Annotated in this window: 18 protein-coding genes and 1 pseudogene; 6 read left to right on the forward strand and 13 right to left on the reverse strand. The window is 43.4% G+C overall.

What is annotated here, in order from left to right; genetic code table 11:
* The first annotated feature begins 14 nt into the window (after positions 1 to 14).
* Together ribH and DESDE_RS11035 are read left to right on the forward strand one after the other, a co-directional pair.
* Positions 15 to 479: a 6,7-dimethyl-8-ribityllumazine synthase gene (gene ribH / locus DESDE_RS11030; RefSeq protein WP_014794096.1), complete on the forward strand. Its 465-nt coding sequence runs from the start codon at positions 15 to 17 to the stop codon at positions 477 to 479.
* Between the two features lie 116 nt (positions 480 to 595).
* Complete coding sequence (locus DESDE_RS11035) at positions 596 to 1,216, forward strand: sigma-70 family RNA polymerase sigma factor (protein WP_014794097.1); 621 nt, start codon at positions 596 to 598, stop codon at positions 1,214 to 1,216.
* A gap of 72 nt (positions 1,217 to 1,288) precedes the next feature.
* Here DESDE_RS11035 and DESDE_RS11040 read toward each other — a convergent pair whose 3' ends face one another.
* From DESDE_RS11040 to DESDE_RS22770, 11 genes are all read right to left on the reverse strand, one after another.
* On the reverse strand, positions 1,289 to 1,552 hold the full coding sequence (locus tag DESDE_RS11040) for a putative signal transducing protein (protein ID WP_014794098.1): 264 nt from the start codon (positions 1,550 to 1,552) through the stop codon (positions 1,289 to 1,291).
* Complete coding sequence (locus DESDE_RS11045) at positions 1,549 to 1,728, reverse strand: hypothetical protein (protein ID WP_014794099.1); 180 nt, start codon at positions 1,726 to 1,728, stop codon at positions 1,549 to 1,551. The genes DESDE_RS11040 and DESDE_RS11045 overlap by 4 nt, the downstream gene beginning before the upstream one ends.
* A gap of 112 nt (positions 1,729 to 1,840) precedes the next feature.
* A complete protein-coding gene (clpB, locus tag DESDE_RS11050) occupies positions 1,841 to 4,435 on the reverse strand; it encodes an ATP-dependent chaperone ClpB (protein WP_014794100.1) in 2,595 nt (864 codons plus the stop codon).
* A gap of 211 nt (positions 4,436 to 4,646) precedes the next feature.
* On the reverse strand, positions 4,647 to 4,883 hold the full coding sequence (locus tag DESDE_RS11055) for a hypothetical protein (protein ID WP_014794101.1): 237 nt from the start codon (positions 4,881 to 4,883) through the stop codon (positions 4,647 to 4,649).
* A gap of 110 nt (positions 4,884 to 4,993) precedes the next feature.
* A complete protein-coding gene (locus DESDE_RS11060) occupies positions 4,994 to 5,623 on the reverse strand; it encodes a zf-HC2 domain-containing protein (RefSeq protein ID WP_345787844.1) in 630 nt (209 codons plus the stop codon).
* Between the two features lie 100 nt (positions 5,624 to 5,723).
* On the reverse strand, positions 5,724 to 7,451 hold the full coding sequence (locus tag DESDE_RS11065) for a phospho-sugar mutase (protein WP_014794103.1): 1,728 nt from the start codon (positions 7,449 to 7,451) through the stop codon (positions 5,724 to 5,726).
* Between the two features lie 185 nt (positions 7,452 to 7,636).
* The gene (locus DESDE_RS11070; protein WP_014794104.1) at positions 7,637 to 8,512 is read right to left on the reverse strand and encodes a DegV family protein; all 876 of its coding nucleotides are present in this window, start codon (positions 8,510 to 8,512) and stop codon (positions 7,637 to 7,639) included.
* 156 nt (positions 8,513 to 8,668) lie between these two features.
* The gene (locus tag DESDE_RS11075) at positions 8,669 to 9,253 is read right to left on the reverse strand and encodes a flavodoxin family protein (protein ID WP_028305539.1); all 585 of its coding nucleotides are present in this window, start codon (positions 9,251 to 9,253) and stop codon (positions 8,669 to 8,671) included.
* 459 nt (positions 9,254 to 9,712) lie between these two features.
* The gene (locus DESDE_RS11080) at positions 9,713 to 10,543 is read right to left on the reverse strand and encodes a GNAT family N-acetyltransferase (RefSeq protein ID WP_014794107.1); all 831 of its coding nucleotides are present in this window, start codon (positions 10,541 to 10,543) and stop codon (positions 9,713 to 9,715) included.
* Positions 10,544 to 10,595: 52 nt separating this feature from the next.
* The gene (locus tag DESDE_RS11085; RefSeq protein ID WP_014794108.1) at positions 10,596 to 11,582 is read right to left on the reverse strand and encodes a 2-hydroxyacid dehydrogenase; all 987 of its coding nucleotides are present in this window, start codon (positions 11,580 to 11,582) and stop codon (positions 10,596 to 10,598) included.
* Positions 11,583 to 11,693: 111 nt separating this feature from the next.
* Complete coding sequence (locus DESDE_RS22770; protein WP_014793085.1) at positions 11,694 to 11,822, reverse strand: hypothetical protein; 129 nt, start codon at positions 11,820 to 11,822, stop codon at positions 11,694 to 11,696.
* Between the two features lie 726 nt (positions 11,823 to 12,548).
* Here DESDE_RS22770 and DESDE_RS11095 point away from each other — a divergent pair.
* Positions 12,549 to 13,301 carry a hypothetical protein gene (locus tag DESDE_RS11095; protein ID WP_014794110.1) on the forward strand — a complete coding sequence of 251 codons (753 nt, stop codon included), beginning with the start codon at positions 12,549 to 12,551 and terminating at the stop codon, positions 13,299 to 13,301.
* Between the two features lie 216 nt (positions 13,302 to 13,517).
* On the opposite strand, the gene DESDE_RS11100 is transcribed toward DESDE_RS11095, so the two are convergent.
* Positions 13,518 to 13,886: a LysM peptidoglycan-binding domain-containing protein gene (locus DESDE_RS11100; protein ID WP_014794111.1), complete on the reverse strand. Its 369-nt coding sequence runs from the start codon at positions 13,884 to 13,886 to the stop codon at positions 13,518 to 13,520.
* A 395-nt stretch (positions 13,887 to 14,281) separates the two neighbouring features.
* Between DESDE_RS11100 and DESDE_RS11105 the strand changes: the two genes are divergently transcribed.
* From DESDE_RS11105 to DESDE_RS11115, 3 genes are read left to right on the forward strand one after another with little or no spacing between them, the layout of a single operon-like run.
* Positions 14,282 to 15,307: an ABC transporter substrate-binding protein gene (locus DESDE_RS11105; protein ID WP_014794112.1), complete on the forward strand. Its 1,026-nt coding sequence runs from the start codon at positions 14,282 to 14,284 to the stop codon at positions 15,305 to 15,307.
* Positions 15,308 to 15,343: 36 nt separating this feature from the next.
* Positions 15,344 to 16,273 carry an ABC transporter permease gene (locus tag DESDE_RS11110; protein ID WP_014794113.1) on the forward strand — a complete coding sequence of 310 codons (930 nt, stop codon included), beginning with the start codon at positions 15,344 to 15,346 and terminating at the stop codon, positions 16,271 to 16,273.
* Positions 16,248 to 17,051 (forward strand): ABC transporter ATP-binding protein, encoded by an 804-nt coding sequence (locus DESDE_RS11115; RefSeq protein ID WP_014794114.1) that lies wholly within the window; start codon positions 16,248 to 16,250, stop codon positions 17,049 to 17,051. The genes DESDE_RS11110 and DESDE_RS11115 overlap by 26 nt, the downstream gene beginning before the upstream one ends.
* 62 nt (positions 17,052 to 17,113) lie before the next feature.
* Here the strand turns inward: DESDE_RS11115 and DESDE_RS22880 are convergent.
* Positions 17,114 to 17,294: pseudogene (locus DESDE_RS22880) on the reverse strand (hypothetical protein).
* Positions 17,295 to 17,582 lie beyond the last annotated feature (288 nt).

Genomic DNA, 17,582 nt, shown 5'->3' on the forward strand with positions numbered 1-17,582 from the left:
AAGGATGAAAAACTATGATGACTTATGAAGGTAAACTGATTGCTGAAGGATTAAAATTTGGTATTGTCGCTGCTCGTTTCAACGAATTTATTACGAATAAGCTGGTAGGAGGAGCCCTTGACGCTCTGCGCCGCCATGGTGTCGCTGAAAGCGATATTGAAATCGCCTGGGTTCCCGGAGCCTTTGAAATTCCTTTAGTTGCTCAAAAAATGGCCGAAACCCAAAAATATGATGCCGTTATCTGCTTAGGAGCCGTTATTCGCGGAGCTACACCCCATTTTGACTTTGTCAGTGCCGAAGTGAGCAAAGGTGTCGCCCATGTCGGTTTAGAAACCAAGCTTCCTGTTATTTTCGGTGTATTAACCACAGATACCATTGAACAAGCCATTGAACGGGCCGGAACAAAAGCCGGTAATAAAGGCTTTGATTCTGCAATCACCGCTATCGAAACGGTCAATCTGTTAAAAATGATTCAGTAATAGTCTTTGATAATTAGATAAAATTGGGTAGTTATCCAAAACATGTGCCTTGTCAAAGAACTATTATTTTCTTAGACTAAAGACTGAGTCTATATCTTTGATAAGGAGATGAGCGCATGGCTTCACATGGCACTCTTTTGACAGACATCGATGCGCAACTTGAAGCAGCGCGCTCTGGTAATCAGGATTCATTGAATTGGCTTATTGAATACTATGAACCCGAAATCCGCAAAATCGCCTACAAGTATTTTCTCCATCGGGCCGAGTATGACGACTTGCTTCAAGAAGGCCGGATTGCCATATACAAAGCAATCGTATCCTATAATCCCACCTCGGAGATTCCTTTCCTTCACTTTCTCCGCATGGTTATTAAGAGAAAGCTCATTGATAGTTTACGTGCTCATAATAGACAAAAACATCTCAATCTCAATGAAGCTTATTCATTGAATAATGTATTGGCTGATGATAAGGCGGATTGCTTTATAAACTTTGTGACGACCCATGATGATCCTGAAAAAAAGGTTATTGCTCTAGATGAAACCCGTGTTTTTTTACAGGAACTCATGAATGGGTTCTCTGATTTAGAGCTCAAAGTTTTTCGCTATCATTACCTTATAGGAATGAAACAGCGAGAAATCACTCAACATCTTGGTGTAAGCTCAAAGTCTCTGGATAATGCCATTCAAAGAATACGGCGTAAAGTAATGGCCTATCGCGACCGTGAAGTAGCCGGATAATTAAGAAGAGGAAAAGGGAGTATCACTGACTACAAAAAGTAGTTTGGTGACACTCCCTTTTCAGTTTTGTTGCTAATGTCCGCTTTCATTATCAAGGTCTGGGACATCATCCGCAGCATTCCTCGCGCTCTCGGCACTTAATATCTCCTTGGCTTGCTTAGCCCGTTCCTCAGGAACATAGATCTCGACCCCATTGATCAAGCCATATGTCACTTTGAGGTTTCCCGCCCCTGGGTAAGCCTTTTGAGCAAGAATTCCCTCTTGCTCAAGGAGGCCGATGATAATGTCCGCCTCAACTTCTGTCGTGACATTGGTCAGAAAAACCCACCTTTTCATTCTTTCTTAACTTCCTTCTTATCTCCTTTTTTGGGAGAGAATCCTCTGTTAATCAAGATAACGACGATCAGTAAACCTGTGATGATTAAACGAACGTTCGGTTCAAGTCGCCCGGAAAAGAAGATAAAAATCATGGCTATAGCAAATATAATGAGATCTGTTTTTGAATGTTTCATGCGACACTTCCTCTTGCAATAATATCCTGCCATTTTGTGCTGTACCCTAGTTGAACATTCACAAAATTATTCCAACTCTAGTTTATAGTGTTCTTTGGCAGGATGCAAGCTGCTATTCCGACCTTTCAAACAGAAGCTCGCCTTGAGGATCAAGCTTGACCACGACATGATCTCCTTCATGTATGACTCCCTGAAGAATTTTCATGGCCAAAGGATTTTGGAGATTCTGCTGGATGACCCTTTTCAGGGGTCTCGCTCCATAGACCGGGTCATACCCCTGTTGAATGATCTTATTTAATGCTGCATCGGAAAGCCCCAAGGTAATCTTGCGAGGAGCCAGATAGTCGCGCAACCTGTTTATCTGAATTTGAACGATTGAACCAATATGCTCCTGACCAAGAGGATGAAAGACAATAATTTCATCCAAACGATTTAAAAATTCCGGTCGAAAATAAACTTTGAGTTCCTCTGTGACCCGGGAACGCAGAGCTTCTTGTGAAGCCCCCGAGGCAGTCAATTCTTGAATCAAAGGACTGGCGATATTACTGGTAAGAATGACCACTGTATTCTTAAAATTAACCACTCGTCCTTGTCCATCGGTTAAGCGACCGTCATCGAGAAGCTGAAGCAAAACATTAAAGACGTCCCCATGAGCTTTTTCCACTTCATCAAAGAGCACCACACTATAAGGTTTACGCCTCACTGCTTCAGTCAACTGGCCACCCTCTTCATAGCCTACATACCCTGGAGGAGCACCGATCAGGCGAGAAACGGTGTGCTTTTCCATATATTCCGACATGTCGATTCGAACTATCCCTTGTTCATCATCAAAGAGAAATTCAGCCAGAGCCTTAGCCAACTCCGTCTTTCCTACCCCTGTGGGACCAAGGAACAAGAAAGAACCTAAGGGCCGGTTGGGGTCTTGCAGGCCTGCTCTCGATCTGCGCACAGCATCGGCTACTGCCTTCACAGCCTCTTCTTGTCCTATCACCCGTTGATGGATACGCTCTTCCATATGAACTAGTTTTTCCATTTCACTTTCCAAAAGTCTGGCAACAGGAACTTGAGTCCATTTAGCCACCACTTCAGCAATGTCCTCTTCCCCTACTTCTTGCTTGAGCAAAGTATTCTTACGATTACGAAGCTGCTCTTCTAAAGCATTGAGATCCTTCTCCAGCTTTGGCAATACTCCATATTGAAGCTCAGCCGCTTTGTTATAATCAAAAGCTTGCTGTGCTTGTTCCATTTTAAGACGGGTCTGATCAATGTTTTCCTTTAGTGAATTGATTGTTGCCAGAACTTCTCTTTCACCTTGGAGCTGAGCTTCCAGGGCACTACGTTCTTCTTTATGGTTAGCCAGGTCCTCTTCGATTTTTTCAAGACGTTCCTTACTGCCCTCGTCTTTTTCCTTCTTTAAGGCCTCTCGTTCAATTTCCAGTTGCAGAATTCTGCGTTTGATTTGATCCAGTTCATAGGGGTCACTGGTGATTTCCATACGCATGCGGGCAGCTGCTTCATCGATAAGGTCGATGGCTTTATCCGGCAGGAAACGATCGCTGATATAGCGATCAGAAAGAACTGCCGCTGCGATAATGGCTCCATCGGTAATTCGCACTCCATGATGAGTTTCATAGCGTTCTTTGAGCCCCCGCAATATGGAGATAGTATCCTCAACACTGGGAGCCCCTACCATAACCGGTTGAAAACGCCGTTCGAGGGCGGCATCCTTTTCAATAAATTTGCGATATTCATCCAATGTTGTGGCGCCTACCATATGAAGCTCACCCCGGGCAAGCATGGGTTTGAGCATATTACCCGCATCCATTGCCCCTTCCGCAGCCCCTGCTCCTACCACCGTATGCAGTTCATCGATAAAGAGAATAATATCCTCTCGTTCCTGAACTTCCTTAAGAACGGCTTTAAGTCGTTCCTCAAATTCTCCCCGGTATTTCGCTCCGGCAATCAATGACCCCATATCCAGAGCAATGATCTTCTTATCTTTCACCGATTCAGGAACATCACCACGGACGATCCGTTGAGCCAAGCCTTCGACAATGGCAGTTTTTCCAACACCGGGCTCCCCGATGAGAACGGGGTTGTTTTTGGTCTTGCGGGAGAGAATTTGGATGACGCGGCGAATTTCCTCATCACGGCCTATTACCGGATCCAATTTTCCCCGGCGTGCTTGTTCCACGAGATTGCGTCCATATTGTTCAAGGGCGCGATAGGTGCCTTCCGGTGTCTGGCTCGTAACCCGTTGGGTCCCTCTAACCTCGCGCAGAGCCTGAAGGAGTTTCTCGCGATTTAAACCTTCTTGTTTAAGAACTTTTTCCGCTGCTCCTCCAGCTTGACTGAGAATCGCCAGCAAAAGATGTTCGGTACTTACATATTCATCCTTGAAGATCTCCATTTCATCGTGAGCCGAGACCAATACAGTCCGCAGACGGGAGGAAATGGTCAATTGAACATTGGACCCCATCATGCGTGGGAAACGATTAATCTCTTGGCGCACTTTTTGAGCTAAAGCCCCCACTGGAATATTTAGCTTTGTTAAAACTTGAGGAACGACACCCTCTCCTTGTTCCAGAAGAGATAAGAGCAAATGCTCAGGCTCCACTTGACTATTGCCATTGCGCTCCGCCATAGTTTGAGCTTGAATAATGGCTTCCTGAGATTTTTGGGTAAAGCGGTTTGTATCAAAAGACATGGCAATCCCTCCTTGATCAATGCCTAAACTAGCTTTGGTAAAATTTTATAATTCTATTATAAATCCCTTTACTAATAAAGGTCAATATTGGTCAGAGAAAATTTGATTATTTTTGACCTTCTTTCTATCCTGAAAAAACCCCGAAAGTTCAATCTCCAGGATTTTGGCTTTCGGCGTTCACTCTATAAGCTGCGCGGAGCAATCTAATCGCTCAAGACCTCCGCTCCGTCGGGACTCCGCCCAAATCGCTCCTCGAAAGCACTGCTTTCGCACTTGTTCTCAATGGGCGGTTGGAAACGTCCTGTTTCCAACCCGACTCCGCTGCTGTCTTTTCGCGAAGATTGCTTTCCTGCTCGCTTAAATCCGTTCCCTGCCGGAAATCAAAATCCTTGGGCTGTCTTTCGGGCTTAAGCAGAAAGCTACCTGACTCGAGCCGCTTTTCATCCATCTGCCGATACTCCCTCGACCACAAAGGTGATCATACCAGCACAGCTTAGCACCATGAACACCCGCCCAAAACAAAACCCCCAGGCTCGGCACCTGAGGGTAAACGCGCAGCTACTCCATAAGCTGTCCATTTCTATAGATGAGGCTCTTATCTGCAAACTCAATGACAAGAGTGCTTTTGAAGTTATCAATTTCATGCCAATATTCCGGAACACCTACGGCAACTAAACGGTCAGCAGAGGTAAATATATTCCGGAGAAATGTTGTGCGAAAAATTCTATAATGATGTGTTGAATGGCTTTTTTCACTAAAATCTTGAGGCGACACTTCAACCATTTCAATATTGTATCCCATAATATTTACTTGAAAAGATTTAAGGCCTCCCTGCATAGTCACTTCTTCTGTCCAGATCTGTGTTTCTGAATAGTTTACCGGAAGTTCAAGGTGATATAGAAAAAGACCTGATATAAATAAAACGGTTACAATGACAGTAGTTATGATAGAAACCCAAAGCTTTTTACGGTTCCACTTCTTTTTGATGTTCTTAAAAGCCCTTGTATCATTATCTATCGCTAATTCTATTGGGGCCTGCAGTATTTTCAATTCATCTTTGCAACTTTCGCATTCTGACAAGTGTTTCTCAACAAAGTTTCTCGTATCAGCACTTACCACATTTTCGATATAAAGCGGTAATATATCTCTGATAACATTACAATTAATTTTAAGGCTTATGGAAGAAATTGGGCATGCAAAACGAAAATGCCATCTCCACTCAAAAAAACTGATGGAGAAGGCATTTCCAGGCGAAGCAATCTGTATTTCGGTCTTAACTCAAGGTGCACTAATCTTCGATGAGCTCAAGCAAATCCTTTTTAACACGTTCTAAGGTGTTGGGGAGCTGTTCCGGATCAGATTCTCTAATATTGAAGTAAAATTTAATTTTAGGCTCTGTTCCTGAAGGACGGGCCATGACAAACCCCCCGCCCTGGAAAGAATAGCGGATGACATTGGATTGGGGAAGAGAAAGAGTATAACTATGGAGGGGGGAAATCATCCTTCTTCCTTTCCTCAACTCATAATCGTCAATGCATTCGATGGGAATACCCCCGAAGAACTTTACATCGGTCTCACGGAGTTTAGCCATCATCTTCACCATTTTCTCCCTACCTTCTTTGCCTTCCAAGGTAATGGAGATCTGATCATCAATAAAATAACCATACTTCTCATAGATATCCTCTAAGACTTGCAGTAATGAACGGCCTTCTACTTCCTGATAGTAAAGAGCCGCTTCCGCAAGTAAGAGAGAAGCGATCACTGCGTCCTTATCTCGTACAAAATGTCCGGCTAAATACCCATAACTCTCTTCAAAACCGAATTGAAAATCTCCATTTCCTTGGGCTTCCATTTCCTGCTCTTTCTCGGCAATGAATTTAAACCCGGTGAGAACATTTTCAATTTGAACTCCTAAATCCTTGACCATGAGATCGGCAAGATCCGTAGAGGCAATCGTTTTAATGACGACGGCATTATCAGGTAAAATACCAAGTTTCTTCTTTTGGCTGAGAAGATAATAGCTCAAAAGGGTTCCTACTTGATTCCCCGTGAGCTGCTGATAATCCCCTTGAGGTGTTCGAAATGCCATTCCCAGACGGTCTGCATCGGGGTCTGTAGCGATTAACATATGGGCATTTACAGCTTCACCATATTTTTTAGCCAAATCAAAAGTGGTGGGAATTTCAGGATTAGGATAAGGAACCGTTGTAAATTCCGGATCCGGCTCCTCTTGTTCGGGAACAGTAAATACAGAATAGCCCATGTCGGTTAAGATTCTTCTCACCAACATATTCCCTGCTCCATGCAAAGGAGTATAGACAACGGATAGATTGCTTCCCTTTGTCCGGGAAAGTTCCGGATATAAAGCCAATTCTTTGACCTTGCTCAAATAAACTGAATCAATCTCTTCACCAATCTCCACCAAGAGTCCCTTGTCCCGAGCTTCCGCCTCCCCAAGGGGGAAGATATCATCCCAACGTTGATGACCCTTTATATAGGCCAAAATTTGGTCTGCACGGCCTGGCGGGACCTGACCTCCATCCTCCCAATACACCTTATAGCCATTATATTCCTTAGGGTTGTGGCTGGCAGTAATCACAATTCCTGCTTGAGCCTTAAGGTGGCGAACTGTGAAAGAAAGCTCTGGAGTCGGGCGCAGATCCTCAAATATATAGGCCTTAATTCCGTTGCCGGCAAGCACTAAAGCAGCCTCTTTCGCAAAACGATCAGAAAGACGACGGGAATCATAGGCAATAACTACCCCCCGCTTCTTCCCCTCTTCTCCTTCTTCAAGGATTAAGTCAGCCAAGCCTTGAGTTGCTTTGCGAATGACATAGATATTCATACGATTGGTACCGGCACCCAGTACACCTCGTAGTCCCCCGGTGCCAAATTCCAAATCCATATAAAACCGGTCCTCTATCTCTTTCTTATCCTTAATGCCTGCGACTTCAGAGCGGGTATCATTATCGAAATAGGGACTGGTCAGCCAAAATTGGTAACGCTCTTGAATCATCGATTTCTTCTCCTTCCATATAACCACATATACCACAGTCAATCAGATACTCTCTTTCGGCGAAAGACTCTCTCATAGTGCAAAGAAGCTCACAGAGTAATCTGTAAGCTTATGGCGAGTGGAGCCAACCAGGTATTGCTTGCATATCTTATCTTCTTAATAGTACATATCTTTCATCTTTAACACTACTTTTGAAGTGAAGGATAGACCAAAAGCCCAACGAGACCCGGCCCTGTATGAACACCCAAGGCAGGACTGACTTGACCGAAAAATACTTCTTTTGTGTTAGGGTGCTCGCGAGCTATTTTTTCCAAATTACGGGCTTCAGCTTCCGAACCACCATGGACGATAGCTACACTGGCAATGCTCTCCTTCAAATGGTCCAAGAGAACTTGTTTTAAGCGTTTTAAAGACTGCTCCCGTCCGCGAACTTTAGCAAAAGTAAAATATTTGCCCTCTTCATTAATAGAAATAATCGGCTTAAGATTAAGCAATTCCCCAATTGTACCGGCAACATATCCGATTCTTCCGCCCTTTTTCAAATATTCTAATGTAGAGAGGACATAATAGCCCTTGATTTGCTCAACAGCCTTCTTAGCTGAAGCTACTACTTGTTCGAAATCCAAGGTACGCCGGCTCTCCCGAGCAGCCTCAATGACAGTCATTCCTAGGCCCATGGAAAGAGTCTTTGTATCAACAACCTCAATAATCATATCTTTAAATTCCTGGGCTATAAGTGAAACAGCTTGATATGTACCACTGAGTCCACTGGATAGATGCAACGCCAAAATATGGGTTACCTTTTGTTCACGTAAACGATTAAAAACCGCTTGAATCTCAGCGGGAGACGGCAAGGATGTTTTGGGAACCTCCTGCTCCAAAGCATCATAGACTTCTTGCGGTGAGATATCTACACGATCTCGATACTCACGGTCATGATAAATTATATGTAAAGGTACGACTTCAATGCCATATTCTCTAATAATCTCCGGTTCCAAATCACAAGCACTATCTGTGACGATAGCAATTTTGGTTTCTTGAGGATTGATAGGCTCTGCCATATGCAACTATCCTTTCCATACTCTATTTTTTACGGGATAGGGTAAGCTAATAAAACCTAAGGCTAGTATAGCATAGTCCTAATATTATTTTTAGAGGAATTTTCACAATTTAATCACATTTTTAAGTGAATTAGTAAATACCAACCGATCCTCATTTTATAGCTGAGCAAGGGCTAAGGCTTTTGCATGTACTTCGCTGAAGGCTGAGTGGTGAAGATCGATATCCCCGGCCTGATCTATTCCTTTATAGGCACAACTTCCATAATATTTGATATCTAAAACATGATAAAGATTCTTTACGGCCCGCTCGGCGCAAGTAAAGACATCCGGGAATCGAGTCCCTGCTGCCGAAAGAAAAAGCCCGTAACGAGGCAATCGTTCTGATTCTGTGATTACGGGTTGTTTAAAGACATATTTTAAAGCCCAAAAAGTCTGCATACGATCAATTACTGCTTTAGTTTGAGCGTTAATCCCCATAAAAAACACAGGTGCCGCCACAATGATACGGTCAGCGGCCACAAGTCGTTCTTGAAGATATTGAATATCATCTTTTTGAACACACTGGCCTGTTTTCGAACAAGCATTGCACCCTAGACATGGTGAGAATTGAAGATCGCGAATATTGATGATTTCGGTGGAATAGCCGGTTTCAGCCAGTGCTTTAATAGCTTCTCTTAATAACCGATCCGTATTACCGTTACGGCGTGGACTCCCAGCTATACCCAAAATATGTGGTTTCAATAAAGTCACCCCATTATTCACACTATCGTGTCTCTATTATACATGAAATGTCATTAATAGTAAAAGCGAGTTACCTATTCTAATAGGAACTCGCATTACCTGGGTGCACAGAAAATATCTAGGTTACACATCGTTTGTTGGGTGACCGACAAATTACCAGATCCTTTCTATGGATTCGATTGGCCTTGTAGCTGATTACTGCTGTTTACAGCTAATCTTTGAGTTAGGAATCTTAATCGATTCTAATCCAATAGAAGCTAGTATCGCTTCAATTACAAGCTTATCATTATCGCTCATTGAACTCCCCCCTTCATATTGTATTTCTCAACTATAACAAATTTATCAATTTATGGCAATAGGTAAAAATAGGATCTTCCTTAACTAATTCTTCACCCTCACTTTTTTAGTGTATGCGATCATTCTTTAAATATGTCATCGAATAAGAATTCTACTTTTATTTTATGTTTCAATACTTGATGGGTGCATAGTATAAACCATTTCATATTGTATATCCTTGGGATTTACTCCGTGTCGGCTTAAATAGGCTGTCAGCCAATCCTTAGGTTGATTCGTCAATACAAATTCGCCTTGAGTAATGTTTAGAATAGAGCTTATGAGTTTCTCCACCTGTTCCCAAGCCATGGTCCATGCATCCAATATCACAAGGCTTTCCTGTGGCATAAGTATTCCGGAAGTTCCTTCTGAATTGAGCCAAGCTCTCAGTGATGTATAGCGCTTAAGGTATTCTTCCTGTCTCTGCCAAGGAGGATGAAAACCGGCCTCATTTCTTGCTTGAAAGTAATCGGATAGATTTGCTTTCCGTAAAGAACACCCACGGTCTAAGTTAGCGCAAGTTAAAGGAATACCATTATGGTAGCGATAAACATAAAGGTCACGTTTTTTTTGAAAGCCAACTCGTTCATATATCTTACCAGCATGATTATGACTCAATACTTCAAGTTGAATTCCTTTTAATTGAAGTGACTCCGCTCTTACTATTTGATTCTCTAAAAGGGGGTGAAAAAGTTGTTGCCCCCTAAACTCCGGATCGATACAAGTCCCCGCAATCCAACCCATATGGTTTTCTACTGCTAAAAGAGAAAAGCCAATGAGTTGGTGGGAGCTTCTCAATGCTACGGAATGTAATAAATCGATCCGACACTTCTCTAACCACGCTTGCATTTGTGGTACAGTGTAGTGCATTTCGTAATAATATCCCTGCCAGCAACGATTCCAGGCAAGTGTAAGTTCTTCAAGACCAACGTCTCCTAGATGTGAATAGTAAAACATTAAATAGAAACTCCTTATGCTATATTTCTTAATATCTAAATCTTTTTATAAACTACTGCTTAGCTGCTAGAACAGATGGATTCACACAGTGAGGGGGTTGTTGACCTTGCAGAAATGTGATTAAATTTTGAGCAGCCAAACGTGCCATTTCCCGACGTGTTTTAATTGTTGCGCTGCCAATATGAGGAAGTGCCACACAATTCGTAAGGGTAAGCAAGGGATGATTCGTAGATAAGGGTTCCTTATCAAATACATCAAGACCAGCAGCGTAGATCTTGTGATGAACTAGAGCCTCATAGAGATCTTCCTCATTCACTATGCCCCCTCGTGATGTATTGATCAGTATGGAAGTGGGCTTCATGAGCTCCAGTTCCTTTTTTCCTATCAAATTCCGGGTCTCTGTAGTATAGGGTGTTAATATACAGACAAAATCCGATTCCTTCAATAATTCTTCTAATGAACTGTATAGAACCCCTAGTTTCTTTTCTACTTCCGGCTTTGGTGTCCGATTATAATAGATGATCTTCATATCAAAGCCCTTAGCCCTCTTGGCTAAAGCCTCCCCGATTCTTCCCATACCAACTATTCCTAAAGTTGCACCAAAAATATCCTGACCGGCTAAAAGCATAGGAGACCATGTTTTCCATTTGCCTTGGCGAAGATATTGAGAAGCCTCCTCCATACGGCGAGCGGTCATCATAAGTAAAGCAAATGTTAAGTCTGCTGTTGTTTCGGTTAGAACTCCTGGGGTGTTCGTAACTAAAATATTGCGCGCTGTTGCGGCCTCGATATCTATGTTATTGTACCCCACTGCCATATTGCTGACTATTTTAAGGTTTTTACCCAAAGCCAACAAAGAATCATCTATAGACTCTGTTAACAGGCAGTATAATCCATCTACCTCACGGATTTCCTGCTCCAAAATAGATCGTGGAACGGTCGTATCCTCCTCAGGCCAGATCTTAACCTCACAAGCTTCTTCCATCAATGCGAGAATATCCTCTGGAATTTTACGAGTAATAAAAATTTTTGGTTTCAAAGTCTATCCCTCAATTCGCCATATTTTTCGATTTCTATTATTTTAGATTACCATAATCAATATCAAAATCAAAGAGCGTCCCCAGTGGGGACGCTCAGGAGACTCGTTTATTTAGAAGATTACGCCAAGAGCAATTAGGATAAGAATTGCAATAGCGATGATCCCAACGCCGACAAAACTGCCAAATCCGCCGCCAGGGCAACATGCTCCACCCATGCCACCATAACCCATTCCGTACATGATATTACCTCCTTCTAATTATTTGATTTAGTTAAGCTTAGAATACGATGCCCATAGCAATGAGCAGTAGAATAATTACGACAACAATAGCGATTCCAGCAAGATGACTTGGTCCTCCGCAACCGTCTAAACCTGCACCTAATGCCATATCATTTCCCTCCAGTATCTTTTAGGCCTTTGGAATGTTTTTCCTGGTCTAAATTATGTTAAAGAGCGATAAGGTGTTACTGTGTTTTCCCATCAATGGTTACTATTGGCAACTCACAAAAAGGTTGTCTAAGAAAGCAACAAAAAACCTTTGATCGAGTTGATCAAAGGTTTTCAAGTAAATCTTAATCCCGCAAAGCTCCTCCAACGAAGAAGATTTCCCTGGGTAAATAACATTAGCTAAGACATTGAACCTAAACGGTGTTGGGAAACTAAATAAGGATTGACACATGGGTCTGTTACTCTGGAAAGGTTCTTCGAATTCCCACAAAGCGAAACGTCCAAAAAGCTAGAAATTAAGGTTAGGGTATTCAAGTTCTTTAACACCACAAGGATAGATACTCGAAATGGGTAACCTGTAAACTCTTAAACTGACTTGGAGGAGCTCTGCGAGAAACTTGACTGAATCGTTTCTACACTTTTATAATAGAAGGATCAACGGCAAAAGTCAATACCTGGAACTATGTAAATAGTGGAATATCTGGAAAGACCATAAAATAATTCATTGGAGGAATCATAATGAGAGCACAATTCACCTTAACCCCTAGTGAGTCAAAACGGCTCATCGCTAAAGGAGTAATGGCTTTGCCTACCATTCAGAAAGCACTTAAAAGTCATACGGTCATTCTTGCCGGAGGAACGACCAACGGATTTCTTGTAGAAGAATTACTCAATGAAACGATTGAAGAAAAAACTCGTTACACTTTAGGCATGATTGCAGATGGAAAAACTGGAGAAAGTAAAGAAGAGAATCGCATCCATCCCTTCATTATTTCAAAAGGCAAGGCCCTTGATAAATCCGTTCATTGGAAAGAATTCCTTCCTCAATTAGAACCAGGAGATGTGTTCATCAAAGGCGGAAACGCCTTGGATTCTACAGGATTGGCGGCAGTGTTGGTCTCTAATTCCATGGCAGGTACTATTGGTGCAGCTTCAGGGCCGCTCTATGCCAGAGGTGTTCAACTGGTTGTTCCCATTGGACTTGAGAAGTTGATTCCTGATGTTCGTGAAGCCGTTGAATTTATGGCCTCAGCTCCTGCGGACACAGCTCTTGGTGCTAAAGTCGGTCTCGTCCCAATGCTTGGGGCGACAGTCGTTACTGAAATCACAGCTCTCGAAACCCTTTATAACGTTACCGCCAAATGCATTGGTGCCGGTGGTGTTTCTGGTTCTGAAGGGGCGGTTACACTGGTTATCGACGGTGAAGCTTCTGAAATAGAGAGAGCACTGTCCCATATCCAATCCTTCAAGGGAGAGCCACCCGTTCGTTAATCTATTTAAGGGCTGTTCATGGTTTAAACAGCCCTTTTTCTTATCATACATTTTGCCAGATCGTCCAAAATCCCAATGTCCGGAATTTGGAAGTAACCAGCGAAGAATAAAGCAAATAATATAGAGTAATAGCGAAAACCAAACGGTTCCCAGCCTCTTGGGCTTAGAAACTGTTTGGTTCAAATTTATTCCACCTTAAAAATTCATTAATTTAGATCATACACAAGGAATAATGAGAACTTGACCGGGAAAAATCAGATCGGGATTACTGAGATTGTTGGCAAGGATAATAGCTTGCATCGTTGTACCGAATTTCTGAGCTATTTTATAGACGCTGTCCCCTCTTCTCACAACATAGGTGACCGGTTCCGGTGCAGGCGGGGGGCAAGGCGGAGGACATGGCGGGGGGCATGGCTGAGGGCAACAAAGATCATGATGGCTATGATGCATACTATGCATACCATGCATACTTTCATGACCATAGCAGGATTGATAAGGATTTCCCATATCCATAGTCACCTGACCAGGATGAAAACATAGACCCTGAGCAATATATCTATTTTGCATGTTCATCGGATGGTTCATAAGATTTCCTCCTCAATTTATACAAGCATTCAAACACATACTTACCTGGATTCTATTCAAACCCATTCTTTCTGGCGTTTTCCTAATAGCAATATATGGAATTGCAGGAATAATGAGTATGTACCTTCAATTTTTTATTTTTATATAAAACATGCCTCTTAAGAGATCGATCTACCATAATATAGTAATAAAAAATGAGACTTTTAGGGTGTATATAACAACTTCAGTTTTTTGAAAACAATTCTATAAAAGAGGATTGACATTCATACAATAAAACTATAAGATAATAAAAAATAGAATAGTTGTAGAATAGTAGTACAGTAGGTGTGAGGCATAAGTGCACCCCTGCGGAGGTGTATTTTTTATTGCCTAAATAAGAGGAGGTTTGTAGGAAAATGAAAAAAGGTAGTTTAAAAAGAATGTTGGGAATTAGTTTAAGTCTTGTCTTGGCACTGGGCCTGGCCGGATGCGGCAGTACTGCGCCAAGCACTAAGGAAACCCCTCAGGGGGCAGCGCAAGGTTCTTCTGAAGAGAAACAAGTGAAGATTGGGATTATCCAAATTGTGGAACATCCTGCCTTAGATGCCGCTCGGGAGGGCTTTTTGGAAACCTTTAAAGCTAATGGCTATGAAGAAGGCAAGAACTTAACCATAGACAATAAAAACGCTCAAAACGATCAGTCTCTTCTCAATTCGATCGCTCAAAAATTTGCCACCAGTGATCTCGATCTCATTCTGGCTATTGCCACTCCTTCAGCACAAGCTATGGCCAGTGCCACAGATGAGATCCCCATTTTGATTACAGCCGTTACCGATCCGGTGGAAGCCAAGCTGGTGGACAGCATGAATAAACCCGGCGGCAATATATCCGGAACTACGGATATGAATCCCATTAAGGATCAATTAGAACTCCTGAAAAAACTGGTACCCACCGCCAAAACCGTCGGTGTCATCTATAATGCCGCTGAAGTAAACTCTGAAGTTCAAGTACGCATTGTCAAAGAAGAAGCTCCTGCTCTTGGCTTGGAAATCGTTACGACCACGGTGGCCAGCAGCGCCGACGTGCTGCAGGCAGCCCAATCCTTGATCGGAAAAGTCAACGCTATTTATGTTCCTACCGATAATATGGTTGTATCTGCCGCTCAATCCGTCGTTCAAGTGGCCAATGCCAACAAGATTCCTCTCATTTCCGGAGAGAGCAGCGTTGTCGATGCCGGCGGACTGGGAACCATTGGTATCAACTACAAGAACTTAGGGGCACAGACCGGTGAAATGGCTCTTCGCATCCTTGATGGGGCTAAACCTGCCGATATGCCTGTCGAGGGTCAGAAAAACTTTGATATCGTCTTGAATCAAGAAGCGATTGACTTACTCGGAATCGAAGTCCCTGCCGACATTAAGAGCAAAGCAATCATTAAATAATCTAAATTAGAGATAAAATATTGAGGTGTGTTGATCATGTTCTCCCTAAAAATTGTAGTAGGAACTCTAGAACTCGGACTTATGTACGCCATCATGGTCCTGGGAGTCTATCTAACTTTTAGAGTACTGAATTATGCGGACTTGTCTGTGGAGGGCAGCTTCACTTTAGGAGCTGCCACCGCAGCCACCCTTATCTTTCAAGGCTATAATCCCTGGTTGGCCACGGCCATTGCCTTTTTTGTCGGCTGTATCGCCGGGATCTTCACCGGGATATTTCACACCAAATTTAAGATCACCGCTCTCCTGTCCGGAATTTTAACCATGACCGCTTTATGGTCTATCAATTTACGCGTTATGGGCAAAGCCAATATCTCTTTGCTCAAGACACGGACTATTTTTACTGATTTTAAAAGTTTTCCCGGTATGAATCAATATGGAACCCTGATCTTAGGCCTTTTAACGATTATTATCCTCGGTATCCTGATCTACCTCTTCCTTAATACCGAAATCGGTTTGGCCTTGCGGGCCACCGGTGATAATGAACTGATGATCCGGAGCTTAGGGGTAAATACCGACGTAATGAAAATTCTCGGTTTGGGTTTATCCAATGGTCTCGTTGCTTTCTCCGGCAGCTTTGTCGCTCAACACCAACAATTTGCCGACGCCAGCATGGGGGTCGGCATGATTGTGGCAGGACTGGCCTCCGTCATTATCGGTGAGGTTCTGGTGGGAACCTCCTCTATTGGTCGGACAATACTTGCCGTAATCTGTGGCGGCGTTATTTACCGAACCATTATCGCCATCGTCCTCCGACTCGGACTAGAGCCCACCGATTTAAAACTTCTCACCGCTGTTATTGTTCTTATCGCCCTCGTCTCACCCAGTTTAAAATCGAAATTCTCCGCGTTTAATGGCGGCATTTTGAGGAAGGGGGATTCCTATGCTAACAGTTCAGAATCTAACTAAGGTCTTCAATAAGGGAACTATCAACGAAAAGAAAGCCCTTGACCGTCTTTCCCTTGAGCTCGCCCCTGGAGACTTTGTCACTGTGATTGGTTCCAATGGCGCAGGCAAGTCTTCCATGATGAACGCTATTGCCGGGGTGTTTATCCCTGATAGTGGAGAAATTTCTATTGATGGCACCACCATTACCAAATGGGCCTCCCATAAACGGTCGGGACTCATCAGCCGGGTGTTTCAGGATCCTTTATCAGGCACTGCCGCCTCGATGACCATTGAAGAAAATTTGGTTATGGCTTTGCGCCGGGGTGAGTCCCGTCGTCTGCGCTGGGCCTTAAATGTTAATAAACGAGATTACTTTCGTAATGAACTATCCAAACTGGGGTTAGGACTTGAAGGGCGCTTAACCACAAAAGTTAAGCTCTTATCCGGCGGACAACGTCAGGCACTGACCTTGCTTATGGCTACCCTTCAGAACCCAAAACTTTTATTGCTGGATGAGCATACCGCGGCTCTGGATCCCAAAACTGCCGAAAAAGTAATGGAGCTTACCTGCAAAGTGGCGCAAAGCTCCAAACTAACAACATTAATGATTACCCATAATCTTGAACAGGCTCTTGCCGTAGGCAATCGGACAATTATGATGCATGAAGGTCGAATCATTCTTGATATTCGTGGCGTTGAACGTCATAACATGACCATTGGCAGATTGCTGGATATGTTTGAAAAAGCCAGTGGTGTTCATATGAACAATGACCGGATGATGCTGGCCGGAACTCGTTAAAGAGGACGGTAAGCTTTCTGGTGCTAACACACCTCTTTCCCGATGATAAGTGGAGACACATATCATCGGGATTTTTTATTAAGGTCTGAAAGTTCAGTCTCCTGGAATTCTCCAGGATTTTGCTTTGCATCGGTCGCTCTATAAGCTGCGCGGACAAAACTAACGCGAAAAGCCCTCCGCTCCGTCGGGTTCCCGCCCAAATCGCTCCTGCTCAATGGGCGGTTGGAAACGTCCTGTTTCCAACCCGACTCCGCTGCGTGCTTTTCGCGAAGTTTTGTTTCCGCTCGCTTAAATTCGCTCCCTTTCGTAAAGCAAAATCCTTGGGCTGTCTTCCGGGATCTGAACATGCGGATGTAGGATAGGCTCTCCGCCCCGGATAAAAAACCCAAAAGAGAATATAAAGGACCCACAAGCGTAGCTTTACGCACAAGAGCGAACGGATTTAGCGGAAGGGCGGTCAGGTCAACGAGGCTTTCTTAACGTAGCGCAGCCACCGGTTCACATGCAGAAAACAGCGGGGTTTGGCGTAGC

The organism is Desulfitobacterium dehalogenans ATCC 51507 (genome assembly GCF_000243155.2).
GTDB lineage: Bacteria > Bacillota > Desulfitobacteriia > Desulfitobacteriales > Desulfitobacteriaceae > Desulfitobacterium > Desulfitobacterium dehalogenans.